Below are 26,813 nucleotides of genomic sequence, written 5' to 3' on the forward strand. Positions count from 1 at the left end.
GTAAGCAAAAATCCTCTAACCACCTTATAATATTCTGATGGACAGGTCAGCATTGGAACGTGTCCGCATCCCTCCTTGTTAGTGATGTCAAGCTGTGTGAAAATATAATCTTATTCACCAGCTCCGGCCGGCACTTTATAAGATTTTGGATATGTACTCCACCATTGGAATGCCCGATTGCATCACAAGATTTCACACCTTCCTCTTTAAGAATTGCTGCAAGACCAATACCTGATAGTGAAAAAGATGGCAATGGCGGTACGGATAATGCAATTACCTGATATTCATCTTTAAATTGCTCTATTAAAGGTAATGCCAAATAATGCCCGACTACATTAGATAACAAAGCCAGCATTACCTTATTTCCACTTCCGCTTACCGAATAGCGCCATGTTTCCTCTCCAATTTTCAATTCTTTAATGGTACAACTAATATCTCCATAATACTCGTTACTAATAATTTGAATATTTCCACTCATCTTCTATTCTTCTCCATAGAATTCACTCATTCTTTTCTTCTGGTGGGGTAACAACCAAACCTATATTTCTAAGCCGCCTATTCTCTGCTGGCTCATTGCATGCCAATTCTGCTACCACCTCCATAATTCTTATTATCGCACTTTCTAACTCTTCATTCGATGCATAAATCGGTCTTATATTAAATGCACTAATATCCTTTCTTATGTCGATATCATCTTGTTTGCAATAATTTTGAAAAGACTTGATCAGAATAGAAGTGTACTGCATAAAAAGCATCATATATGCTTCACCTGAATTGCTTTCAACAATATCTTCAAGGCCTTTTTCAAATTCATCAGAAATCGAATATGTCTTTTCGATAGTTCCACGCACTGGCTTTTCTTTGACAACAACAATTACACCATCTTTCACCATTCGCTTTAAATGGCGGTATAATGTTGCCTGTGCAATATCTGGATGACTTTCCGCCAGCTGCCTTGCTGTCATCTCTGCATTTGCAGAGATATCCATAAACAGTCTGCACATCACCGGATTCATAAAACAGTCAATAAGTTTTTGATTCATAACGGCTCTCCTTTTCATTTTAATAATATTATCACATTGATAACAATGAGTCAAGGAGCTATATTTGCCACATAAAAACAGACAAAAAAGCTCCTCACCACTGGAACTTTATCCGGTGATGAGGAGTCTTTTTTTAACTATTCTTTTACTAAAGGGTAGTCGTGAATCCCCCATCAATACTGATACTCCAACCATTTACATAATCTGAGGCCTTACTTGCCAGATACACTACCGTTCCCATTAAGTCTTCCATCTCTCCCCAACGCCCTGTCGGAATTCTATTCGTGATTTTGTCATAAAAGGTCGTGTCCTTCCGAAGTTCAGCATTCACTTCGGTCGCTAAAAATCCAGGTGAAATGGCATTCGTTTGAATATTGTATTCACCAAGCTCATTGGCAAACACTCTTGTCAAGCCGATAATTCCATGCTTTGCTACCGTATACGGTGGGCAGTGTTTATCTGCCGTATAAGATAGCGCTGAACCAATATTGATGATTTTGCCATTACCTTGCTCCTTCATTACTTTTGCCACGGCATGGGATAGAAAGTACACAGCATTTAAATCTAAATTAATACACATGTCCCAATATTTATCCGGGTAATCATCAAAGGAGGCAAAAGCGCTAGCTCCCGCATTGTTTACCAAAATATCAATTCGTCCGAATTGTTCCAGACAGCTTTCCACAATTCGCTCAATATATGACTTGTCAGTTAGATCTCCTTGTAAAAAAGCGATACGTCTTCCCTCGGCCTCTACCGCACTTCTTATTTCGTTAGTATCTTCCGTAAAATGTGGCACAAAGATATCTGCTCCCGCTTTTGCAAAGGCGACTGCATATGCCATTCCCAAGCCTTGATTAGCACCGGTAACAATAGCCACCTTCCCTTTAAGACTAAAGAAATCCAGAGAAAATTGTCCAAATTCGTTTGCCATTCTAATATCCTCCTATCCTAACATTTTCTTAATTGTCGCCACAATTCCCTTGCGGTCCATTCCGTAATACGCATATATTTCGTCAGAATCTCCCAGTACTGAAAACTGATCCGGCATGGCTACACGTTTAAACTTCCCTTTATAACTAGCTTCACAAAGAACTTCTGCTACTGCCCCACCTAATCCTCCATTTATTGAATGATCCTCCACGGTAACAATATTTCCAGTTCTATTTGCCACCCTTAAGATTGCTTCTGTATCTAAGGGCTTAATCGTATGCATATCGAGTACACCAACGGAAATCCCTTCGTCCTTCAAAATTTTTGATGCCATCATGCATTCGTAAAGGCTTGACCCTGTCGATATAATGGTAGCATCATCACCTTCAATTAAATCAATGGCTTTACCAATTTCGAAGTCGTAATCCCCCGCATAGATATCTGGTGAACCAGCTCTGTCAATCCGAATAATCATTGGTCCTTCGTAATCCAGGGACGCACGAATCACTTTACGGCACTGTCCTGCATCAGCTGGTACAACTACCGTCAAATTGGGGATTGCACGATATAACGCTAAGTCCGCAATGTCATTATGGGTTGGTCCACCGCCAGCGGTTACTCCTGAATGTGTTCCAATCAAACGCACATTCACATCATTGTATGCGATATCTGTGTGAATCTGATCCGCTGCTCGTAGTGGCAGAAACGGGCCGAATACCTGAGCAAAAACAGTATGTCCAGCCAATGCCATACCTGCTGATGCACCTACTTGATTTGGTTCTGCAATACCAAAGTTAAAACATCTATCTGGATACTTTGTAATCATTTTTCCTGCACATGACGAAGGTGCCACATTATCACTATAGGTAAAGAGAAATTCTTTTCCTTCATCTGCAAGTTTCATTAGTTCCTCTCCATATGCCTCTCTAGCATTGGATAGCATCTGGTCAAAATCAAACGTCGTCTTAACAGCCATAATTATCTCACCTTCCTATTTTTTTCTACATCTTTAAGCGCTTCTTCTAATTGTTCTTTTGCAATTCCGCCGCCGTGCCATTTATAGTTGCCTTCCATAAAATCTACACCTTTTCCCTTTACCGTATTTGCAATAATAAATATCGGCTTTCTTCGCGCCTGTGAATCAGAGTCTGGCAATGAATCCAGAGCCTCACACACCTGCATCATATCATTTCCATCTTCTATATTAATCACATCCCAACCAAAGGCTTCTAATTTCTTATCCAATGGATCCAGATTCATAACCTGTGCCGTCGTTCCTGTCATTTGCACTTGGTTCTTATCCACAATTGCCACTAAATTCCCTAATTGGTAATGACCTGCGGCCATGATAGCTTCCCAATTGGTGCCTTCATCCATCTCGCCATCACCCACTAAGACAAGTGTACGCCAAGAGGCTTTGCTCGCTCTTGCCCCTAGTGCCATGCCGACTGCGATAGGAAGTCCGTGTCCAAGTGACCCTGCTGAAGCTTCAATTGCCGGCACGTACTTTCGGTTTGAGTGCATCCCAAATTGAGCGGTATCTAAAGTTTCGAAATGCTCCACCATATAGTCCATGGTATACATTCCCATGTCTTGAAAAATTGTGTACAGGGTCTCGCTGCAATGTCCTTTACTTAGCACAAAGCGATCTCGCTCCTCCATCTTCGGATTTTTCGGATCATACTTCATATATTCATAATATAAAGCAACTGTCATCTCAACAATCGATAATTCCCCGCCAAGATGCCCCATCCCTATTTGATAGATAAAATTCAAAAGATCTTTCCTGATCTTTACACATTTATCCTCTAGCTCAACTACTCTTTTTATATCTATCTTGCTCATTCTCTATTTCCTCCTTCTAAAGGTCTTTGTTACAATGGATTAGTATTTTCGGGTATTTTCCTGATACCTGTGCAGCAAAGGCCGCTTCCGCATCATCAATAAAAAACTCTTTGCTAATAAAATCCTCTAGTTGATACTTAGACAACGATTGAATCGCTCTTGGGAAAGCATAGGGTGCTACATAAAATCCCGTCACCGTCAATTCATTAAAGTAACAGTATTCATATAAATTGAACGGCATTTCAAAGGATTTAGGATACATAGCGCCATATATCAATTTTCCACCTCTAGCCGTAATTTTAGGCAAATCACCTACTGCCCGCACCGATCCTGAGCAGTCAATAACTGTGTCAAATCCTCGTCCTTCAGTTATACGCAAACCTTCCTCTATGGTACTTTGTGTTGTTGGATCAATTACATGTTCTGCGCCATATTTAAGACCTAACTCTCGTCTTGCTTCAATTGGTTCTATTAATGTAACGCTAGTACCACCAAATCTCACTATCGATTGTATCGCCAGTAAACCTATTGGTCCGCCACCTGAAATTGCAATCCGTTCACCGTATCTTGGATTTACTTTATCCATCATCCGCACGGCTATTGATATCGGCTCTAACATACAGCCTTCTTTTAAGCTCACGTTATCTGGGAGTTTGTATACCTGCGACTCATGCCATACAATATACTCACTCATACCTGGACGATTGTATTCATCCCCATGTTCACAAAACTGTTGTTGACCATTTTGGCAATAGTAACAAGTACCACAGAACTTCAGAAAGTTGCCTGCTACACGATCTCCAACTTTCAATCCTTTTTTAGTAGCCTTTTTTCCTAGTTCGACAATTACTCCTGACACTTCATGTCCCAGTCCAAACGGCACATCCCAACCAAAAATATTTTCTACTAAATGGGGATCCGATCCGCAAATCGCACAGTAGGCCACTTTGATTTTCACGTCTTCATCTCCCACTTCCTGTTCCTCGATATCCAAAACAGCTACTTTTCCCTTCTTTTCTTCATCGGGGTCATTTAATTTTCCCACTTTTACAACGGATATTGATTTCATCTCTTTTCCTCCTTACAAACCGATTTTTACGACAGATTTTCCCGCTGTGCATTTCGATCAGCAATCTTCTGCTGTATATCTGAAACAGTTTCTTCGTCAAGTCGATAAAATATACCAAAAATTACAATTGTCACTCCAATTACCGCCAACGGAAGCAATGTTGTTAAATTGCGAATTGTTTGAACTACCGCCTCCGTTTGCACTTCATTCGCAACATATCCTGCCGACTCCATTACCGCTGTCGGCAAAGAACCACCGATAATCATTGCAAATTTAATTCCCAAACCAATCAACGTCATTACAATCGCTGTGTACCGTTTCCCTGTCTTCCAATCGGCATATTCCACTGGGTCAGTAATAATCGACCACAGTATTCCCATTAGAATTCCATATCCAAAGGAGGTAATCGCCCGGGCTGCCAACATTCCGCCTAGTGCTCCAGGTGGCATAAAATAGAGCACCAAGGCTCCTATAGCAGCTAGTACCAAGCCTAACATAACCGTACCTTTTTTCTTAATTCTTCTAGTTAACCAAGGTACACATGGCACGCCCGCCACTGAGGGAAGCATCATCATCATTGAAAACCAAGACAACATATCTTCTCGACCTGCATAGTACTTTATGTAGTAAGCTCCCATAGTGGATTGAACCTGACTTAACGTATAGACTCCTAAAAAAAGCAAAAACATTATAAAAACGGGACCTACGGTAAATAATAAACGGAATACATCTTTTATATTTGCTTTGTTATTCGGATCAACCGGCGGTGCTGGAACTCTTTCAATTATCTGGTGCGAACCCCATAATAAAATAATTACCATAACCGCCGCCATAATAGCGGTAGTTACCATGTAGCCCTGAGCCAATGTCATATACTTTGTTAAAAAACCACTTAAATTGGGTAACATAATCGCACATACAACACCACCTGACTGAGCCAGCATCATTCTCGTTGATTGAAGTCTTGTTCTTTCATTCTGATCATTTGTCATTAACGACGCTGCCGAAATATAGGGCTGAATTATAAATGTATACAGCATATTCAATAAGTTATAGGTAATAGCTGCCCACACTAACTTCATTCCATATGAAAAATCTGGAGTCGTATAAGTCAAAACAGCGGCAACACCAAAGGGAATCGCACCCCACATTATATATATCCAGTACTTTCCTTTCTTAAAGGATAATCGTTCACAGATTGTGCCCATCAACGGGTCGTTGATGGCATCCCACAGTCTCGAAACTGCAAACAGAATAGCTACATGCCCTGGTCTAATACCAAAAATATCGGTGTAAAAATAACTGATATAGAGAGCGATACATTGAAAAACCAAATTCATTGCGAAGTCAATGGATGAATACCCCCAAACTTCTTTCCTTGCTAATTTGTAGTACCCGTACTGGGAACTTGTTTTCTCCCAATTCGCTGGATCCTTCATATTCTTACTCATTTCTCTTTCCTCCAACCATTAACAGTTACATTTAACAAGCCGGCCTTGTTTAATCGATCTTGATGTAATTATATATTGCCCCCTTATTTTGTTCAATTTCCAGGACAGACCTGATTTATTAGAATATTGTCCTTTTGAGTAAATATTGTTTGTTAATTAATAAACATTTACATTTGTTTTTTCACAATCCCAACTTTTCATTTTTGTAATTCTATGATATTCTTTTACTGTAACGAACATTTATCGACATTATCTGCTGAAGACGGGGAAAGGAGTTGATTTTTTTGTACCATCAACCAATACATTATCTGTGTGACCCTAATCTGCATACGGTGCCTTTAGGCACATATGATCTGCTCATCAGCTACGTTGATAAGCACGATGAAAACACTGTGGAATTTCCCCATGAACACCCGAAAGAATATGAAATATATTATGCTTTAAGCGGAGAGGTGGATAACTACGCTCACTCCCAAAACTGTCATTTAAAAGCAGGGGAATTTCTATTTGTTAATTCGGGAGTAGAACACGGCACTCTATACAAACCAGAGCAAGGGAAGGAGTATTTAACTTTTGTATTTTCTTTCCGAAAGAAGAACTCAGCAAACAAAGAATCAAAAGATAATATCGTTGAAAAGTTTTTAGAAACTATTGAGAACCATTCCTATATTATCGGTTCTGACACTTCTAGCTGTGCCAAATATATTGACGCCATGCTAGCAGAGGCCGCAACCAGGGAATGGGGATGGGAATATCAACTCCCATTCCTATATACAAACTTCCTGCTTTCACTCATCAGAAATTTTATTGGTCCAATTTCTGTAGCAACCGGTAATTCTTCTGCAACCCTTCCGATTCAGTTTACAAAGTATCTCCATGCAAACTATCAGAATAAGGATTTGTCAATTCAGGAATTAGCCGATCATTTTTATATGACACCCAGACATATCAGCCGCTTATTCAAAGAATATTTTAAGGCCAGCTTATCAAAAACCCTAACACTCTATAGAATTAGCTATGCAAAAAATTATCTACAGAATACAAAATACTCTGTAGATGATATTGCTGACAAAGTTGGGTTTAGCTCTGCCAGTACTTTATCGCGACTATTTAAAGAATATGAAGGAATCACCATTTCCGAATATCGATATCTCTGTAAGCAGAATAAAGCAATCATAAATAATAAAAACCTAGAATAGCTATCCCTTTAAAACAAAGCGAAAACTAATTCTAGGTTTCTTTTATGATTTTTATTTCACCAATAGTAAATTCAAAGCACACCTTTACCCAGTTACAAATTTACTATATCACTACATCCTGTAATTAGCATAGTCGCTAATCGTATTGTTCTCGAAATTATGCTTTGGCAAGTTTTTAGGCACAGGTGAAAATAATGGTGATTCATCATTTGCACAGCAATATCAATTCCTTAAATCTCATTTTCATCTAATTCACACTATTCGAAGAAGGATTCAAGTGAAAGATTGACCACGTTGGCATCTCCTTCCACAGTCACTGGAGTTTTCGTAAAGAGATATTTGAAAGTCGTGTACTTACTGAAGTGAGCAGCTCTCTCATTCAAACCCTCGACTGTCTTGTTCACCTTGAACGAGTTTCGCCACTTGCATTCACCTACAAGCAATTCTTTGCCCGTCACGGACTCTAGGACGACATCTAGCTCATGCACGTTACCTTTCTTATCTTTTCCCCACCACTTGCCAAATGACTTGACAACGAAGGGCAACCCCCTCCTACCATTCAATCGACGAAGATACTGGCGGCTGACTTCCTCAAATATTGGACCAATAAAGTCCGACAAATCATCCAATGCCAAAGCGAAATAGATATCCCCATTACCACGTTCAATTTCTGTTCTAATAGAAAGGATATAACGATACCAAAAGGCAATAAAATTTTCCATAATTTGGTATCTACTCGTCTTCCCCTTTAAGGGATTTGATCCAAAGGGAATGACTCGCTCAATGTAATTTAATTCCTGCAAGGTGATGAGATATTTTGAAATCAAGCTACTCTCAAGCTTTGTAAACCCTGCAATCTTCCCCAAGGTATTTGAACCACTGGCAATAGCCTGAAGTACAGCATTGTAGTTAGCTGGCTCCCTAAATTCTTGCTTCATCAATAAGATTCCTTCATTGTTTAGATAGCCATTGATTTCAAAATAAAGTTCTCGAAGATTCTCTTCAAAACTCAATTCCTGATCAATCAATGACAGATAATAAGGCGTCCCACCGACACAAGCATAGTACCGTATTTTATCTTCATTACTTGCATTTGGATAAAAACGCGCCGAATCATAATAGTCTAGCGGGTTTATCTTCAATTGACCAGTCCTCCTACCAAATAGAGGGCTCTTTTCCCCTAACACTTGATTCTCCATAAAACTCATTGATGAGCCACATAAAATCAAGAAAATGTTTGTATCCTTAAATTCATAGTCGATCACATATTGAAGGATAGAGTTGAGGGATTTATTAGCTGATGCGGCGTAGGGGTATTCGTCAATAACAACCACCAAGTGTTTATCCCCCCATTGCTCTTTAATCATTGCAATAATCCAAAGTAGTAAAATAGTCAAAGGACTAAAAAACACTACTTATAATTATGATAATCATAAGTAGTATACATGACATCTGCTAGAAGTTAATTTTACAATTCAGCATCATTCAAAGTGTCTGCAATTTCCTTTGGGGCTGTTAATTTCCAAATTACCAGCGGTATCCCTACTGATAATAGAATGATGAACGGCGTCATTACTATCAATGGTGCTAGGGAGAAGCTATATGTGGCAGTCCACTGTGACTCAATATAGAATTTGACTACTGTTGTAATTGATATAATACTTAGAAAATATGAGGTGACTAAAATAATTGCTGCCATATTAGTCCCTTCAAAGAGCAACATTGTTGCAAGTTGCTTTTTTGTCATTCCCAATCCTTGCATTAATACAAATTCCTTTTTTCTTGAATTTATTGAATTAAAAATTAAGTTAATCAAATTAACAATTCCTATAATAGTCATCATAATCGCAATAATTTTCTGTATTAGTGTAGCTGCTCTTGTTTCATCCTTATAATTTTTCTCTATGCTATCTTGAGTTATGATTTGTAATTCATCATCCTGATTATACTTGTTGATAATAGCATTTACCTTTTCACTCTTACCATTTTTAGTATTAAAGAAAAACTTTTTGGGCGTATTCCTTGGAAATAGAATTTGAAACGTTAAATTGGGCATATAAAAATCAATATGAAATTCTGCTCCACTCATTTCTTTGCCTTCTATAATCGGATATTGTGCATCTACGATCGCCATCACTTCATATTTTTTTCCGTCAATCTCCACTAATTCACCTACTTTAAAATTAGGTTGTTGTTCTTCGAAATCCCCCCCAATGCTCCCTTGTGCAATGATGTAATCACCACTAGAGAATTTTTCTTTATCAATAATACCATCAACTACTCTTTCAGAAATTCGGTCTGTAACTACTCCATCAATTCCATAAATAATAGCAGTACATTGATGCTCCGTCTTCATTCTTTCATAACCATCTATCCATGCATAATTTTGGGCCATATAATCCAAGATTTCGCCATTGTTTTTTTCATAATATCTGGTAATATTCTCATATGCCACATCTGACAAGACAACTGCTGTATCCTGCATATATAATGTACCTTTTTCGGATATTTCATCCGTGTTTAAAAGATCATTTATTAGTTCCGTTGAAATTGTGTCTCCTTGAGAATTATAATCTCCCCATGAAGTTACAGCCGTCTTCTCAGTAATTGTATAGTTACTAATCGCCACTTCATCCATATATTTATCTATGTCAAAGCTCTGTTCAATAACATATATCCCACTTAGCACAACTAATGCAACTACCATCATAATAAAAGTCAAAGTATTTCTCTTTTTAAATCTTCCCAAATTTCCTATACTCATTTGAAACAAACTCGATATACTTGGTGCTGCTCTTCTAGTTTTTTTATTATAATCATGGCTATTTGTACTCTGTAATAATTCATCTGTATTTATATTACAAATAAAATGAATTGGTTTAATACAACAAAGGACGGCCACACCAAGAATCATCAGCGCACTCGTGAAAAAATCTATGCTGCTCTGATATACCATAATATTTTCTAGTCTTCCTAAGATACTATCAACCAAAAAAGTCCCTATAATACTTCCCATTCCTAATCCAATTACAATTCCACTGATTGTAATTATACTTATTTGCCTTAAGAACACATATCTTAATTGACCATCTGTTGCCCCGACTATCTTTAGACGTCCATACAACTTTATATCAGTCATTGCGGTTATATGAATAATATTATACAAAACCAACAATTCACAAATGAGCACCAATAAAATCCCTACTTTATAAGGCATAGTTTCTACACCCATTGAACTTCTAAGTGATGCATCGTAAACACTATTTAGAACCAGCTCTTTCCCTTCTATATCAAGTTCCTTCATCATTTTACTAAACATTGAATTCCAGTCTTTACCCCTATTAAAAGTAATTGCTATATCATAGGTATCAGAACCCTCCAAGACCATTTCTTCTGATACCCAAATTACTCTTTTTGCTCGCAAATCGCTTCCATTCCAACTGCCCACTACGGTAAATTCTTCATTCGTATTATCTTTGTTAGGAAAACTAAGCGTTACTTTATCACCTAGTTGCTTGTTGCCTAGTTCTTTTAGGATTGTAGAATCTAACGCAATTTCATTCCGGTGCGTTGGCATTCTCCCTTCTTCTGGCAATGCTAATGCATACTCCGCATAAATTTGATCTGCAAATCGAACTTCTGTTGGTCTACCCCCAAATTCACTATTTGTCCCTTCCCCAATATATATTGATTTGCCACAATCACTAATTTTTTCATAAGTTTCTATCTTCTCATACTCAACTTCTGAAATTCCAGATACCACTCCATGTGCAGCATTACCATACTGTTCTAAATAATTTCGCTCCATATTTTTATATGTCGTTGTTGATAATATTCTAAGTGCAGTGACTAACAATGTTATAACACTCACTACAGCTATAAGTAAAAAGTTTCTAAGCAAATGATTTTTAAAGTTCCTATTCATCAATTTCTTAATCATCTGCTTGTTATTTTTCATATTTGCTTTCTCCTTTCGCTTATTTTTTGTACCTTACCATCTCGCAAGTAAATCACTCGTTCTGCATTATCTGCAATCTCCATATCATGCGTAATTAAGATAGCTGTCTGATTAAACTCTCTACATGTCATCTTTAACAATCCTGCAACCTCTAAACTAGCTTTACTATCAAGACTTCCTGTCGGTTCATCCGCCAATATTACTTTAGGCTTTGTGGCCAATGCTCTTGCAATTGCTACCTTTTGTCGTTCTCCATTAGAGAGTGCCACTGGAAGCATATCCATCTTATCATCCAATTTTAAAAGATATGCAATCTGATAAATATACTCTCTATCAACATCTCGGCCATCTAATTCTAGTGTAAAAATAATATTTTCATACACATTCAATTCCGTTAATAAGTTGTATTCGCGAAAGACAAATCCTATATTTCTACGCCGAAAGAGTGCTTTATCATCCTTTCTAAAAAACGAAATATCAGTACCTTCAATTAGGACTTTTCCGCTATCTGGTTGTCGCAATCCACCAATCAACTGCATTAAGGTTGTTTTCCCACAACCAGATGGTCCTACAATTGCTGTAAACCCTTTTTCTATTTCCAGATTTATATTGTCAATAGCCTTAACAACATTCGGTTCTTTGCCATAGCTTTTATTTAAGTCTTTCAGTTCAATTACCTTCATTCTATCTCCTTCAAATTAACTTAAAACTGTAATCGTTGGCATCATAACTGTGCTAAAACAATCCGAGGAACAACGTTGTGCATTTACCCCTGAGCAACTATCATAGCCATCTATCACGTCTGCCAAAAAGAATTCATCGTCGTCTAAATCATCTTCGGTAATAATCTTTTCTCGTAAACTCATCCCATTCTTTTTATTCTTCCAAAACATTTCGTTTCCTCCTTATTATTTGTATACACTTTTTATGTAACCATTTCGTTGCTTTCCGATTATCATTCGTTCATATGTACTCAAAATCGGAAATATTGTTATTACTTTAATTTGACAATCCACCAGAAAGTTCAATAATGTCAATAGGTATTCATTATTTTCATATATGAACTGATTGGTTAATGAACCTATATAAAAATAATCGATTTCTTTTACCATCTTCTTTAGTTTGCTTCTATCAAAAGGATATAGTTCATGAAAGCAAGTATCAATATCGCAAACATCTTTGTACATCCCATATATTTGCATATTATTAAAATCCATATCATCTGCAAAATAAAGCACTTTTTTCTTCTCAAGTGAGTATAACTCCCTCTTATCCCGCTTGTTAAAATAAATTTTTTCAATATTGTCTCGCTTTATAAAATGTTTTAAAAAGTCCATAAAGCTTATCACATTATTTTCTTTTTTTTCGTCTGAAACATACATCCTACAATAAACGCCTGCAAGATAAGGGCATAAAAAGCTATTTCCCTTCCGCACTCCACATCGAACAATGTCAGGTATATAAACCTCATTATCTGAAAATTTAATCACCTTATCTTTATATGTAACCTTACAAAACGAACTTGATTCTGCGGATGTTGTAACACCGATTACATTATCAAAATTAGCTGGATATGATTTCATGCCAGGTATATTATGGTCTGCTGCAAAAATCACAATACCTTTTTTAACAGCTTCATCACAGACTTTTTTTAATTGATCAATTTTTCTTGCTGTAGCTGTGCAACTCCCTAGACTTAAATTAATTACATCCACTTGCTGTTCTATACAAAAATTGATCGCATCAATAATTATGGACAACGTACATTTATTGTCTCCTCGCAAGGTCTGAACTGATAGGATATTAATATCCGGAGCCTCTTTTAATAACACTTTAATTACTTCCGTTCCATGAGAGTTAATTCTACCGTTATGTTCTCTCCGAAACCCTTGTCCATCATAATAGTAATCATCAATTGTCTTTCCTTTAAAAATGACATCTTTCTTATTGACCCCTGAATCAATTACTGCGACTACCATTTTTTTATTCATTTTCTATCATTCCTTTCTTCAGATAGTCATTTTCTATCTTCGTTTTCCCTTTGGTGTCATATCGAACTCTACTGCAATAATGTCCACAATCTGTTTATTCGCTAAAACTATCGGTAATGGCATCAGTTCTCTGGTTTCATTATCTGCATACCCAAACATCATTCCTTGATCACCTGCACTAATAATGGCCTTCTGGTCTACACCAAGTACGATATCTGACGATTGTTGTTTTATTGATATTTTAATCTCTACATCACCAAGCGAAAATCCATCCGCATCACTTTAGTAGCCGTTTTCACTAATTACTGTTCAGACAATTTGTGGAATGTCTAACTTTGCTTTTGTTGTTATCTCTCCCATTACCAACACAATACCAATATTATTTGTTGGATTTTTTGTTATTTCAATTTTATGTTCAAAAAAAACTTTCTACAATAGGAGATGATTAATTCACCCGTGCCACTGTCTAACTGGATCGATTTTTCTTATTTCTCAATGCTATTTATCAAGACTATTTCTTCGCAATATAAAACCACCTGTAGATCATAATCCCACAGATGGCTCTATAATGATTTTCTTAATACAATTATAAACATTTTAAGTTTACTAATTCCTCTGGTACTTCTTCTTGGTAAAAACTCCATCCACTATAACTAACGACAGCGGTTAATGCTAACGACCTTGTTATTTTAGCAAAATGACTTAACAGTAGCTTTTTCCATTTACGACAGACCTTCCTCATGATACTTCCTCCTTACATTTTTTACGGGAATAATAGCACTCGCTATAAAGAATTTTCCTTCTGTAGCTAATGCTAAAACTGCTCCATATTTTTTTAATGTTTCACGTACATTCATTATTCCTAAACCATGTAATCTTTTGTTTTTTTTCTCTGTAGCTAATAGCTCATACTCTTTACTTAAAGTCATGCTATTTTTTATAACGATTGAAAGCATTTCTCCTTTCGTATTAACTTCAAAATATATAATTCTCTTCTCCATTTGAACTTTTTTTGTCGCTTCAATTGCATTATCTAATAAATTCCCAAATATCGAACTAATGTCTAATGGATCTATGAACTCTCCATGATAAAAATCTGCTTTTATCTCTAAACGTATTTCATACTTGCTTGCTTTCGCAATCTTATCTGCTAAAATTATGTCCAAAAACTCATTACCAGTATCATAATAATTTTCATATGAGTTCAATAGTTTTTTTGTTTTCTCACTAATTTCATTCTTGTCAGACAGTAAAAAATGATTTTTCAAGTCATGATATACCTCTTTTATTTTTTCCTCTGCAAGCAGTCTTTTTAAGTAATATTCATTTTTCAGCTTCAAATGATCATTTTCTTGTGCTTCAATCCGTTGTCGTTCTTGCATTTTTGTATAATTTTGCAAAAATATAACTAATGATACAAATGCAAGAAAAATACATATAGAGCACAGGATGAATAAATCAGCGCTTTTTGTATCATGTACCGCTGGTAAACTAATATGTATTGCAAATAATGTAATCATAAATGGTATAGTTACTATTGGAATTAGTAATATTTCACGCAAATTGATTTTTTTCATACTTTTTTTCATAAAAGGCTTTAAAGTATACATAATCGTAAAATGTGTTGCATGAACAAGAAGATTTACTGTCAAAGAATAATCTTCATATATTGCATTATCCGAAAAAATAGGTTCATTAAAATTGTTCCAAACCTGTACAACAAAAATTTGAGATATATAAAGTAAAAACATATAAATAATATTGTATACTGCAAGCTTTATCCATTTACATTCAAATACAAATACACCTATGCATGCATAGCTAGCAACAATAATAACCATTTTAATCATTAAGTTTACATCAAAAAAAGATAATACTACCGTAATACCAATACATACAAAAAAATAAAACACTCTTCTAATACTTCCCTTTACTTTTTCATTTGACAAAAATATCAATAAAGTAATCACTTCAAACGCCGTGGAGACTATATCTATAATCACTGCTGACAATAAACTACTCATCCCCTTGTCCCCCAATACCTAGCCAAGGCTTCCAAAAATCCTTTTTTCTTTGTCTTACTTAATGGTATGCGCTCATTTGTACATAACTTCACTTCTGTACTTTCTACATTTTCTACATAAAACAAATTCACTAAATATGCTGAATGCGACCTTTGAAAACCCATTTGTCCTATTTTCGACTCCATCTCCTTCAAGCTCCAAAAGCACACCAAATTTCCTATGTCTGTATGCACCAGCAAATTTCTATTAAATGTATCAATATAACTTATATTCTTTAAAAAAATCCGATGTTTTCCATCGTTATTATGAAAAAATATATAGGGCTCTTCTTTTACCAACAATTTTTGTACCCATCGCTCCAATTCATCTTTTAACCGCATATAAGAAATTGGTTTTTGAATATAATTTCCTGCATTTACTTTATAACTTTCAAATGCATACTGTAACATCGAGGTAAGGAAAATAATGATAACATCTTTATCTATTTCTCTTATTTTTTTAGCCGTCTCAATTCCATTTAATCCTGGCATTTTTATATCTAGGAAGATAATATCATAATCCCCAATATAAGAAGATACCAACTCTTGTCCTCTTAAAAAGGTATATGGTATCATTTGCACTCCTGTTTCCTCTGTATACCTCTCAATCAACCTTTTTAAACCTTCCACTACCTTCTCTGAATCATCACATATCGCTATCTTAATCATGTTTTATTCCTCATCAAGAACAACACTATTTGCTTCATATCTTATGTTCTTAATACTTTCTACAATCAATAATATTGATATTAAAAATAGGGCTAAAATTATAAATAGACCCATTTCTTTCATCCTATTTGACATAAATATTGTCAATACAACAACCATGTTTACAAAAAGCAATCGTATTCTAATTTTTCGTCTATACACTGGAACCTGATTCGGCTCAAAGGGCCTCTTTTTATGTTCAACTGGTGCTAAACGCAAAATCACAATATCAGCAATAATCATAAGTACATATAAATAACTTTCCAGCACACTATTACTCAATATAATGTAATTCCATACACAACATAAACACATATAACTTCCTGTAAAAACAAGGGTGCAGTTTCTTCTGCATGAGGCATGATATCCTCCTGCAAATACCCTGATCGGGATAAATGCCAGAAGAAAAACAATTGTTTCAATTCTTCTACCACATAGCATACCGATTAACAGAATTAATGAAATGTTAATCATCTCTCCTAAAAATAACTTCATGCCATAAAAATAAATATCATATTCCATTTCCTTTACAACATTATTTCTGATAAATAATTTAACAACCTTATCTGCTATATGCACCATCCCTTTATCCCCCCCTAATTCAGTTAATTAAAGTAATCCTATACAAATATAGTTCATCTCACAATATCTGTTGATTAACTGGGACATTTCAGTGCTTAACCGGATGTTTGTGTCACTTTTCTATTTGTATTTCTATTTGTATTTTTATATATTTTTTTCTTCTTATTATACACAAATTTCATATTTCTTTCCACCTATGTTCAAAAAAAATTTTCGACAAAATTCACCTTTACATATATTGAATAAATATTCAGAAGGTACTACATCATAAAGTAATCCATTTCTACCTTTTATAAGCTTAAAGCTCATAAAAGCAGTTTCGCTATTTACTTGCACTTTTTGCATCTGGTCTGCTATTGCCTGATAAATCTCCCATCTATTCACTTCTTCAGACTCTTTGATTTGGAAAAAATGATATTCTATATTTGTATTAATGACAGTTTTCATATATTCTAAATATCTTTGAGCGACTAAAGAATCTACTAGAAGCCTAAACGACCGCTCAGTAGATTCTCTAATCATTCTAACTAATATTTCTATCATCTCTGGTGAAGTTAATATTATTTTCTCATTTTCAATCGTAAACTTATGCTCTTTCACCGATTGCAACCACCTTTTTTGCATTTTTTACTGATATATTGTAGATAGTATATTGATACAGAGCCACTAAAGTACAAAGGAATATCTCAACCACCATAATTTTCATTTCTCCTGCCGTCAAACGCCCATCATTTTGCCATAAAGTCAATGGATACCAAATCATCATTGCCAGACAGCCAATCATCGTTGGCAGTATATAAATACTTCTGAGCAGTTTCCTAAGCACCCGCTGCAAGTAAATATCATTTGCTCCTAATTTCCTAAGGTCATTAAACACACCCTCATTTCGGATAGTCATTGACATACTACGTGTATACGAGATAATGCCCACCGCTGCGAAGCAAATAATCGTTACAACTATAAACAACAGATAAAACACCGCAAAAGATATGAAACCATTTTTAATTTCCAGTATTTTAATTTGAGGTATATACTTCCAATCTGGATATTCTTCTGGATGGTCTGCATTCACTATTACTAGTTCACCATACCCATACTCTTCACCACCACCTGCAAGCATTTCTTGCTTTTCATCATAGTTAGACATATGCATCATACTACTCGGTGCTAGCCCAACAAACTGTTTATATAATTCCTTACTAAATTCATAAGAATTCTCACTTTCATCTACATTAAATACCACATCTGTCTCTAACAAATTGCCCGTCAATCCTGTTTTTAGAATATTATAATCATCATCACTAATCACAAAACGACTATTTGCTGCAAACCCGTCCGCAACAATCAAACCTGCCCCTTCTTGTGTACCTTGATATGCCAAGTCCTTTTCCACATTACTATACGGATTTTTTACATAGTCCAAATCATTAAACTTATTAAATGAGTTTTCATAAACATTATCATCTTTCAAAAAATAATACTCACCAGTATTAACAACTATACTTCTATCCATCAACTCATTATATTGGCTTGCTGATATAAAAGAATAGTAAAAGCGTTCTTTTTCATACTCTTGTTTCAGCTTTCCATTGCTATCCAAATCGTCTCTATTTACTCCACTACCTATAAGCCGAATCCAATAGACCTCTTGGTACTCTGTTATTTGCACCTTATGACGTTTCGCCATAGTCTCAATCATTTCTTGGTTGATACCATTCATATCATTCAAGAATGTCAATCTAGCATCAATTGGAGTCTCACGTATCATAGCCTGCTCTACCATATATTTTGTCGGTGTATACAAGCAAGCAAATAAACTACAAATAATAAGAAGAGTCACTACTAGCATATTCTTTACTGCAGAATTACCTTGAAATTTTAGCATACCATAAGTAATTATATTTTTATAATATCTCTGTGGCTGACGCCCCCTCTTATGCACACTAATGGAATATACCATAATCCGATAGATACCCCAGACTACTGGTAAAAAGAATAGATTGCTCCATGCTCCTATTGGTCGGTTTGTCACTCTTGCTATGCTAGGGAATATTACTGCCATAATCACCAAACCAACTACTAAAGCAATTGTTCCAAGCATAACATAGCTTCGACTCATTTTATCATTTACTTTCTCGCTTTTACGTTCTTCATTAAGAATATCCATAATATTGCTTCTTTTCATGAACCTTGCAGCTAAAAATAAAATAAATGTTCCTACAATCATTGCAAATAGCACTGATATTAAAATACCGCCGACAGATAATAAGGATACTTTTTCAATTCCTGTCGAAAGTGTAATTTGAAAAGCTTTCAAGATGATAAATGATAAGAGTATTCCTATTATTATCCCGAAGCCTGAACTATTGATTATAATTCCAATTAAGTCTATATAAAGTGCCCTAGCTAATTTTTTCTTCTGGCTCCCCAATGCTAAAAACAAACCAATTTCTTTACTTTTATATCGCAAAAACAAACCACCTGCATATGCCGTAAATACAAAACATCCCAGTAAAGCAACACCAAAAATCATATATACTTGTTTAAGAGAGTCTCCACCTTTTGGTAAAACATCTTTTACCGCTGTATTTGTAACAATTGATATAAATGCCGAAATTAAAATCATGGCAAAAGTAATGCAAAATCTAATTTGTCTATAATTTACCCTTCCACTTTTCTGTAACTTTGCAAATACTTTATTCATTGTCATCACGATCACCACCATTCAACTTACCTAATACATTTAGTAATTCTTGATGAAACTCATTCCGATTTCCTTTGTTTATTAGTTCGATATAAACTTTCCCATCCCGCATTACAATTACACGATCACAATGACTTGCGGCAAAACTATCATGGGTTACCATAAAGATCGTTGCTTTTAACTTCTTTTTCGCCTCAATAAATGCCCCTATTACTGCCTCACTAGAACGACTATCTAAATTTCCTGTTGGCTCATCTGCAAGAATCATTAATGGATCATTCATTAACGCTCTAGCTACTGCTGTTCTTTGTCTTTGTCCACCTGAAATTTCCGTCGGATATTTTTTAGCAATATCCTTGATTCCAAACAGCTCTAACAAAAGCTCCGCCTTTGATTCCATTTGTTGATATGGAGCCTCCTTAATTACTTGTGGAATACATACATTTTCAAACACATTCAAACCATCTAGTAGCATAAAATCTTGAAAAACAAATCCTAGCCTTTCATTTCGCACTTTTGCTATCTGCTCTTCATTTAGCTTTCCTAAATCCTTATCTGCTAATAAAATTTCACCTTTTTCATACGGAATATATTGCGATATACAGTTTAAGAGCGTCGTCTTCCCACTCCCTGATGGCCCCATTACAGCAACAAATTCTCCTTTTCTCACCTTAAAGTTGACATCCTTCAAAACATTATACTTTGCTTTTCCTGTCGTATATGATTTAAATAATTTTTTTACTTCTAGCATAATTTGCCTCCTCAATTTTAATACGCTTCTATCACATTTTCTAAGTTTACTTGTTGGACTGTTTTATTTTTCACTGCGTATATATTGTCAAAGAATTTACATTCTTCTATATTGTGCGTGATAAAAACAACAATTTTATCTTTCTTTATTTTATCAACTAATTGAAACAGTAACTTACGCCGTTCAACATCAATAGATGCCGTACTTTCATCAAATATCAAAATATCTGACTCTTTTAATAATGCCCGCAAAACATCTAATCGTTTTTTTTGTCCTCCTGATAAATTACTAGTTCCGGAATTCAATACTGTGTTCCACTTATCTGGTAAATTATCAATTTCTTCATAGAGATCTAACAATTTGCTATATTCTATTTGCTTGGCATGATTACGTTTGTTCCCTATATTAATATTTTCAATAATACTACCTTCATAAAACAAAGATTCTTGTGCTACAAATGCAATTCTATCTCGCAATGTTTTTACTGATAAATCATTGATTTTTTGATTATTAATAAGGATTTCGCCCTCTTTTGGATCATATAGGCGAAGAATCATCTTCACCATGGACGATTTACCACAGCCACTCCCACCTATAAATGCCGCTACTTCCCCTTGCTTTAATTCAACATTAATCTTTTCGAGGACAGAACTCCCCTTTATATATTCAAAGTCTACATCATTGAAACGAATACTACTAATTTTATCTTCTTCAATCTGAATTCCCTTTTCCTCTTCTTCTTCATATGCTAATACGCTATAAAGCCTTTTCATTGCAATAACTGTACTTTGATAACTATTATTAAATTCTGCGAAGAAAGACATTGGTGAAACTAACATCCCTTGATAATTAATCAGTGCTGTAATAGCTCCTACAGTAAGTTGACCTGAAATCACGCTAAATCCACCAAGTAGCCATATAAATGCCGCTAACAAATAAATCAACAAACCTCCACTATTGATGTTTACCGAATAGACTACTTCTAGCTTAATTTGATTCCTATATTGACTCGAATATATTTCTTTAAACTTTTGATTAACATACTCATAAGCTGAATATATTTTTGTAATAAGTACATTCGTATAGTTTTCGGCAAGAGAACTGAGTGCTTTCTCATTCCATTTCATGCTCTTCTCTGCCAAGTCTTTAACTTTAACACCCCAAAATTTATTGTTCATAATATAAAATACCAGAAGTACTACTGATATAACCATTACTCTCCAATCCATGGAGAGAATCATTATACTTGCCATAATAAATGTAACAATATTGCTTAACGACTTAATTAGCATATAACCACAATTTTCTTTGATTGTATCTACCTCTTTGTTATATTTCGATAAAATATCACTCAGGCTATTTTCATCAAAATATGAATATTTCATTACAGATATTTTATTATTTAACTCTGTTCGCAACCGATAGCTTAATCCTTCTGCAATCTTCGCTAATAAATAGTCTTTTGCAACATTTAAGCCTGCAACAAAGAAATAGCAAAGCAGCATTATCACTACCATCTGCACAAACAATTTTGTATTTTTATTTGGAAATGCGTTATCCAAAAGTGTTCTACAAGTAAGAGGAATACACATTGTCACCATACTTTGCAGCACTGTAACTAAACAAACTAGCACAAAATATTTTTTCTCCATTAATATATATTTTTTTAAAAACAATCTATATACTTTACTCATAAACAGCCTTATTCTCCCTTTATAAAATCCTTGTGCCCCTGAAATCTTTCAAAGATTACTACATTTAAGTAACTTGCAATTCTTGTGAGTGCACTTTCTATCGACTCATTTCGTCTATAATAGTACATAGCATAATCCAACATTAACTTTGTATAAATGCATTTATCCGTGCCAGCTAGTCTATCCTCACTCTCTGCCATTTCTGCTGCACATGGCCCCGGGCAAAAATACTGATACTCGCAGCCAATACACCCTTTATTTTTATCAACCCGGAAAATCTGTTGATACTTTTCTGCTTGCTTTTTGTTCTTTAAATCCACTTGAATCTCTTCAATCGAAAGTTGTCGAATATTTCCCATTGAAAACTTCTTATCTTTAAAGTTTCCGCACATATAGGTTGTGCCATCTGGATGAATTGCTAGTATTTTCCCATAAGCACCACAATTTTGTTTAGGTTGTAAATCCGCTAAGTAACTTCCTGCTAAAGTTTCTTCAAGATACTGTTTTTTTAATAAATATGAAATAATTTCATGTTGAATTTTTATATGTGCATATTCACTTAATGCAAGCTCTTTTGCTGTTTTATCTTCCTTTGCTCTTCCCATCAAGGTTACTATCCTCGTTGTTAAAGCTGCATGGTATTTATGGCATAAATCGATTCCCTTGTAAACATACAGTAAACTCTTCTGATCAATCACATAAGATAATGAAAGAAATACATCCGATTCATTGGCTGCCTTAAATACCGTTTCCATTCTCGCTAGCAATTTAGGATTGTCAAATAAATTTTCAATACTTACTTCTAAAATTCCTATCCGCTCAAAATTTCTTTTTATAAATTCTGGACTTAATAATAGCCCATTTGTTTGGAATACTATTTTCTCTCTTCCAAACTCGGCTGCAAATAGAGATAAAACCTCTTCTATATCCATTCTAACCAATGGTTCCCCACCAGTTATCACTATCTTTTTTAGTGAAAGTTTTCTTAGTTTTGGTATTAATTCCTCTTTTATCTCTTGCAGAGTTAAATCATTTTCTGTCCCTACATGTGGGCCTGAGTTCATTGTACAAAAAGAACAGTTCAAATTGCATTTTCCAGTAACTGAAAAATATACACTTTGTATTTCGTCCTCTTTATTCTCAGTTTCATCTAATAACTGATATCTCTCTTGAAGATATTTTTCAAATGCTTCCTTTCTCTCTGTTGTCGAGGTTTCTTCATTAAATTTCCTTTTACTCATTTTTACCCAGTGAAAATTTGTTGTATTTAAAAAAATAACGGTTTCATTCTTCTCTCTCTTAACCAATTCCTCTAACTTAATCATAGTACCACCTACATTACCAGATGACTGATTATTTCTTCATTATCCACATGAATCTTATGCATAAGTTTTCTCATCTTGCAAAAGATTTTTAAAGGTTTATTGACATCACCTGTACCTGCTAAATTTTGCATAATACATGACTGCTCTACACAATACTGGGAAATATCACAAGATTCACATTTTGGATTGTCAATTCCTCGGAAATTAACCAGTTTTCTGATTCTCTCTTTTTCTATTTTTTTAGTTACATTTCCTAATTCAACAGATGAATCTAAATACCCCGGACAAGCATAAACTCCACCATCAGTTCTGACATATGAACTAACTATTCCAGCCCCACACGAATAGAATTTTTTCCTTTCCTGTTTTTTCAGGTTCACTACCTTATCGGCAAACTCCCAGCGAAATCCTTGATTATTTTTCGCACAGTCAATAAAATAATCAAACGACCGCTCAATTTCCTTTTCTAATACTGCAATTTGTTCATCTGTCCACTTAATGCTTAAATCTACTCCTGTGTCAATATATCTAAGTCCTAACTCCTGGGTTAAAAAAACTAACGATTCATAATATTTTTTGTAATTATTTTCCGTCACTACATTAGTAACTTGAACTACTTTCCCTGTTCGCTCTTCAAATTCTTTAATGTACTTCAAATTCTTTAATATGATATCGAACGACCCTGCCCCTGATGTTGTAACTCGGTTCATATCATGAGTCTCTTGATCCCCGTCAATGCTAATCTTCAAAGTGAATTCCTTTTCAATTAAATAATTCAAAATATCCTGATTGAAAATTGTAGCATTGGTTGTTGTTGAGAACAGCAAAGAATAACCATAATCTTTATTCTTTGCTTCTACATAAGAAACCATTGTTTGTAACATCTGAAAATCTAAAAATGTTTCTCCTCCAACAAAATCTATCCACAAGGTATTATCCTTATGTAGCTTCCCTTTTTCAAAAGCTAAATTAATAGCCTTATATCCTATTTCATCTGACATCTTAGAGCCTGCTTTTTCTCCTAAATAGCAATATTTACACATCAGATTACACTTTTGATTTATTTCCAATGTTAAAATGTACATAATATTAAATCACCTCTCTCTCTTGCTCCACTGACCTCATAATATCTAACATATAAGTACTTAGAGGTGTTTTATGGGAAAATGCTAATTCAATAAAGTTCATGACTCGCTTATTGTAGTTCTGATATAGTTCTTTAATCACTTTATAGTTATGATTGTATAAAATTCGCTGCAATCTACAGATATTCTCATGATGCTGATTTAAAAATCCCGTCATTTTATAATTTAAAAAACCACACTTCGCACCACTACAAGTAAATGCAATATCACACTGTTTACAGCTAGAACATTTTTTAACATTACATCTTGCAGTACTAATAAACTTCTTCCTATCAAATTGTGTTGTTACACTCCCCATGTTCCAAGGCTTTTGATTTGATACAAAACCACAAGGGAAAAATTCACCTTTACTATTTATAATCAAGTGATTTGTAGATCCCGCTGAACAATATGATGGCATCCGTTTATATACAAAAGTAGAAATTTTATAATCATAAAGATTTAAAATGCAATCATCATTTTTTATTAATGTGTTTAAATAAAATTCATCCAATTGAGTCAACTGCTGATCATACTCATTTATCTGTTCTTCTGACCATTTGCTCATTTGATCTAATCCTATATTAATCTTCTTAACTCCCATGTCATAAAAATATAGGACATTTTTATATAGTAAATGGACATTATTTGTTGTAACCGTCATCCTCACCGCAAAGTCCACATTATTTTCCAACATATAAAACATATTTTTCATAATAATATCGTAAACATCTTTTCCATTCACACTATGCCGATTCAAGTTATGAGTTTCTCTGTCTCCATCTATACTAATAGATGTCATTACTTGATTCTCCACCAAAAAAGAGACTGTTTTAGGATCTAATAAAATCCCATTTGTTGTTATCTGTAACTGAAATAATTCCTTGATTTTCATATACTTTTGATTTATAATATCAACGACTTTAAATAATATTTGTTTGTTCATTAGTGGTTCACCACCCAACAGTAACAAATCAATATTGTCATTAGGCATGTTATTTTCAACAATAAAAGCAAGACATTTCTCTAATGTACTTTCTGTCATATAGCTTTTATTTTTGCGATCTCCTTCATAGCAATATTTGCATCGAAGATTGCAATCATCTGTTAAATACAATGTACACTCCATTTTTCAGTCCCCTTTCTTAATTACATGAGGATGCTGACACATCCTCACGTTTATAAACAGTTTTCTTACTTCATTCTAATTAAGGTCACTGATAAATGGAGTTGCTTTTCCACCACCACCACAGTCATTTAAACATCTTGATTTATGAGAATTGCAATATGCATATCCTTCTACTTCATCATCTTGTTCTGCTGTTCCTTCTGCTTTTTCTCCATTACTTTTTGGTAATTTGTTTTTTTCACTCATCTTTTAATCTCCTTCTAATTCAGTGTGCTGATGTATGGTGTCGTATTACTATTACAATCATTTAAACATTTAGATTTACTAGAAGTACAATATGCATATCCTTCTACTTCATCTGTTTCATTTTGAAGCTGTTTCTCAGCTATTTCTTTATTTTCTTTCTCCATAATTTAATTAAGATCGCTCAAAAATGGGGTTGCTTTCCCTCCGCCACCACAGTCATTTAAACATCTTGCTCTATGAGTCTGGCAGTATGCATATCCTTCTACATCCTCATCCTGATTGTTTCTTTCGGTTACAGATTCTTCGTTACCTTTTGGTAGCTTGTTTTTTTCATTCAAAATTAATTCTCCTTTTTCTTTTATTTAGTATCTTTTCCCATTTTCATGGCTTATCTCTTGCCATGCTCATCATCGCTCCTTTCCGTTACTTTAAGTAACTTTTCATATACACAGTATCACAGCCTTTCGTGAATGTATATCGAGATTGATTAACTCGACTTACTCAGTGCGTAATTAACCCTAAGTAAGGAAATATCACCTTACTATATGTACCATGGCACAAAAATCACCGTCTTCGAAGACCACTTCGCTGTGGAATTCAAATCCGGTGTCAGTATTGATATAAACGAATAAGAGAGCCGGTCGCCCTGATGGTATCATACCATAGGGTGGCTTGCTCTCTTTGTTTACGATTTTGGCTCTATACTAAATAAGGAAACACTGGCGGTGAGAAGTTCCAATGTATACTTGTTGATGGAAAGAAAAATCGAATTATAGACATTCTTCCCGATCGTAAATTCAGTCACCTTACTGCTTACTTTTCCTCCTTCTCTAAGCATGAACGCCAGAAGGTAAAGTTCTTCGTTTCAGACATGTGGAAACCCTATATGGAGATTGCCAAAGCCTATTTCCCTAATGCAACGATTATCGTTGATAAATATCATTTCTTCAGAAAACGATGACGCCAACCCTTCGTAAGTATTACAAACAAAGTCGACGA

General features: G+C 34.8%; 27 protein-coding genes and 1 pseudogene. 2 read left to right on the forward strand and 26 right to left on the reverse strand.

What is annotated here, in order from left to right; genetic code table 11:
- Positions 1-46 precede the first annotated feature (46 nt).
- The 7 genes from NHH15_RS13105 to NHH15_RS13135 all read right to left on the reverse strand — a co-directional run bounded on the left by NHH15_RS13105 (position 47) and on the right by NHH15_RS13135 (position 6,341).
- Positions 47-478, reverse strand: coding sequence for an alpha/beta fold hydrolase (locus NHH15_RS13105; protein ID WP_262067108.1), 432 nt, complete (start codon positions 476-478; stop codon positions 47-49).
- Between the two features lie 22 nt (positions 479-500).
- Positions 501-1,043, reverse strand: a complete 543-nt coding sequence (locus NHH15_RS13110) for a helix-turn-helix domain-containing protein (RefSeq protein WP_262067109.1) — start codon at positions 1,041-1,043, stop codon at positions 501-503.
- Positions 1,044-1,191: 148 nt separating this feature from the next.
- Positions 1,192-1,977: an SDR family oxidoreductase gene (locus tag NHH15_RS13115; protein ID WP_262067110.1), complete on the reverse strand. Its 786-nt coding sequence runs from the start codon at positions 1,975-1,977 to the stop codon at positions 1,192-1,194.
- Between the two features lie 12 nt (positions 1,978-1,989).
- Positions 1,990-2,952, reverse strand: coding sequence for a transketolase family protein (locus NHH15_RS13120; protein ID WP_262067111.1), 963 nt, complete (start codon positions 2,950-2,952; stop codon positions 1,990-1,992).
- Positions 2,953-2,954: 2 nt separating this feature from the next.
- A complete protein-coding gene (locus tag NHH15_RS13125) occupies positions 2,955-3,821 on the reverse strand; it encodes a transketolase (protein ID WP_262067112.1) in 867 nt (288 codons plus the stop codon).
- Positions 3,822-3,837: 16 nt separating this feature from the next.
- Positions 3,838-4,890, reverse strand: coding sequence for an alcohol dehydrogenase catalytic domain-containing protein (locus NHH15_RS13130; protein ID WP_262067113.1), 1,053 nt, complete (start codon positions 4,888-4,890; stop codon positions 3,838-3,840).
- Between the two features lie 26 nt (positions 4,891-4,916).
- Positions 4,917-6,341 carry an MFS transporter gene (locus NHH15_RS13135; RefSeq protein WP_262067114.1) on the reverse strand — a complete coding sequence of 475 codons (1,425 nt, stop codon included), beginning with the start codon at positions 6,339-6,341 and terminating at the stop codon, positions 4,917-4,919.
- 284 nt (positions 6,342-6,625) lie between these two features.
- Between NHH15_RS13135 and NHH15_RS13140 the strand changes: the two genes are divergently transcribed.
- Positions 6,626-7,540, forward strand: a complete 915-nt coding sequence (locus NHH15_RS13140; protein WP_262067115.1) for an AraC family transcriptional regulator — start codon at positions 6,626-6,628, stop codon at positions 7,538-7,540.
- A gap of 257 nt (positions 7,541-7,797) precedes the next feature.
- On the opposite strand, the gene NHH15_RS13145 is transcribed toward NHH15_RS13140, so the two are convergent.
- From NHH15_RS13145 to NHH15_RS13235, 19 genes are all read right to left on the reverse strand, one after another.
- Entirely contained in the window at positions 7,798-8,907 is a 1,110-nt protein-coding gene (locus NHH15_RS13145) for an ATP-binding protein (protein ID WP_262067116.1), read from the reverse strand.
- A 101-nt stretch (positions 8,908-9,008) separates the two neighbouring features.
- The gene (locus NHH15_RS13150; protein WP_262067117.1) at positions 9,009-11,498 is read right to left on the reverse strand and encodes an ABC transporter permease; all 2,490 of its coding nucleotides are present in this window, start codon (positions 11,496-11,498) and stop codon (positions 9,009-9,011) included.
- Positions 11,495-12,181, reverse strand: coding sequence for an ABC transporter ATP-binding protein (locus NHH15_RS13155; protein WP_262067118.1), 687 nt, complete (start codon positions 12,179-12,181; stop codon positions 11,495-11,497). Before NHH15_RS13155 ends, NHH15_RS13150 begins: the two co-directional genes overlap by 4 nt.
- Positions 12,182-12,196: 15 nt before the next feature.
- Positions 12,197-12,391: a hypothetical protein gene (locus tag NHH15_RS13160; RefSeq protein ID WP_262067119.1), complete on the reverse strand. Its 195-nt coding sequence runs from the start codon at positions 12,389-12,391 to the stop codon at positions 12,197-12,199.
- Between the two features lie 15 nt (positions 12,392-12,406).
- On the reverse strand, positions 12,407-13,489 hold the full coding sequence (locus NHH15_RS13165) for a S8 family serine peptidase (RefSeq protein ID WP_262067120.1): 1,083 nt from the start codon (positions 13,487-13,489) through the stop codon (positions 12,407-12,409).
- Positions 13,490-13,522: 33 nt separating this feature from the next.
- On the reverse strand, positions 13,523-13,735 hold the full coding sequence (locus NHH15_RS15695) for a hypothetical protein (protein WP_316044079.1): 213 nt from the start codon (positions 13,733-13,735) through the stop codon (positions 13,523-13,525).
- 340 nt (positions 13,736-14,075) lie between these two features.
- Positions 14,076-14,231 carry a cyclic lactone autoinducer peptide gene (locus NHH15_RS13175; RefSeq protein WP_262067121.1) on the reverse strand — a complete coding sequence of 52 codons (156 nt, stop codon included), beginning with the start codon at positions 14,229-14,231 and terminating at the stop codon, positions 14,076-14,078.
- On the reverse strand, positions 14,212-15,513 hold the full coding sequence (locus tag NHH15_RS13180) for a sensor histidine kinase (RefSeq protein WP_262067122.1): 1,302 nt from the start codon (positions 15,511-15,513) through the stop codon (positions 14,212-14,214). Before NHH15_RS13180 ends, NHH15_RS13175 begins: the two co-directional genes overlap by 20 nt.
- Positions 15,510-16,220 (reverse strand): LytR/AlgR family response regulator transcription factor, encoded by a 711-nt coding sequence (locus tag NHH15_RS13185; RefSeq protein WP_262067123.1) that lies wholly within the window; start codon positions 16,218-16,220, stop codon positions 15,510-15,512. Before NHH15_RS13185 ends, NHH15_RS13180 begins: the two co-directional genes overlap by 4 nt.
- Before the next feature lie 3 nt (positions 16,221-16,223).
- A complete protein-coding gene (locus tag NHH15_RS13190; protein WP_262067124.1) occupies positions 16,224-16,841 on the reverse strand; it encodes an accessory gene regulator B family protein in 618 nt (205 codons plus the stop codon).
- A 165-nt stretch (positions 16,842-17,006) separates the two neighbouring features.
- Positions 17,007-17,441, reverse strand: a complete 435-nt coding sequence (locus tag NHH15_RS13195; RefSeq protein WP_262067125.1) for a hypothetical protein — start codon at positions 17,439-17,441, stop codon at positions 17,007-17,009.
- Complete coding sequence (locus NHH15_RS13200; protein ID WP_262067126.1) at positions 17,428-19,551, reverse strand: FtsX-like permease family protein; 2,124 nt, start codon at positions 19,549-19,551, stop codon at positions 17,428-17,430. The genes NHH15_RS13195 and NHH15_RS13200 overlap by 14 nt, the downstream gene beginning before the upstream one ends.
- Positions 19,538-20,296, reverse strand: coding sequence for an ABC transporter ATP-binding protein (locus NHH15_RS13205; protein ID WP_262067127.1), 759 nt, complete (start codon positions 20,294-20,296; stop codon positions 19,538-19,540). The genes NHH15_RS13200 and NHH15_RS13205 overlap by 14 nt, the downstream gene beginning before the upstream one ends.
- A 17-nt stretch (positions 20,297-20,313) precedes the next feature.
- Complete coding sequence (locus tag NHH15_RS13210) at positions 20,314-21,990, reverse strand: ABC transporter ATP-binding protein (protein WP_262067128.1); 1,677 nt, start codon at positions 21,988-21,990, stop codon at positions 20,314-20,316.
- An 8-nt stretch (positions 21,991-21,998) separates the two neighbouring features.
- Positions 21,999-23,315: a radical SAM/SPASM domain-containing protein gene (locus tag NHH15_RS13215; protein ID WP_262067129.1), complete on the reverse strand. Its 1,317-nt coding sequence runs from the start codon at positions 23,313-23,315 to the stop codon at positions 21,999-22,001.
- 8 nt (positions 23,316-23,323) lie between these two features.
- Positions 23,324-24,400: a radical SAM/SPASM domain-containing protein gene (locus NHH15_RS13220; RefSeq protein ID WP_262067130.1), complete on the reverse strand. Its 1,077-nt coding sequence runs from the start codon at positions 24,398-24,400 to the stop codon at positions 23,324-23,326.
- A gap of 4 nt (positions 24,401-24,404) precedes the next feature.
- Complete coding sequence (locus NHH15_RS13225) at positions 24,405-25,568, reverse strand: radical SAM/SPASM domain-containing protein (protein WP_262067131.1); 1,164 nt, start codon at positions 25,566-25,568, stop codon at positions 24,405-24,407.
- A gap of 75 nt (positions 25,569-25,643) precedes the next feature.
- The gene (locus NHH15_RS13230; protein ID WP_262067132.1) at positions 25,644-25,814 is read right to left on the reverse strand and encodes a hypothetical protein; all 171 of its coding nucleotides are present in this window, start codon (positions 25,812-25,814) and stop codon (positions 25,644-25,646) included.
- A 167-nt stretch (positions 25,815-25,981) separates the two neighbouring features.
- Positions 25,982-26,152 (reverse strand): hypothetical protein, encoded by a 171-nt coding sequence (locus NHH15_RS13235; protein ID WP_262067133.1) that lies wholly within the window; start codon positions 26,150-26,152, stop codon positions 25,982-25,984.
- A 374-nt stretch (positions 26,153-26,526) separates the two neighbouring features.
- On the opposite strand from NHH15_RS13235, the pseudogene NHH15_RS15955 reads away from it, so the two are divergent.
- Positions 26,527-26,813, forward strand: a pseudogene (locus tag NHH15_RS15955) (ISL3 family transposase); the annotation flags it as partial.

Source organism: Aequitasia blattaphilus (genome assembly GCF_024721305.1).
Lineage (GTDB): Bacteria > Bacillota > Clostridia > Lachnospirales > Lachnospiraceae > Aequitasia > Aequitasia blattaphila.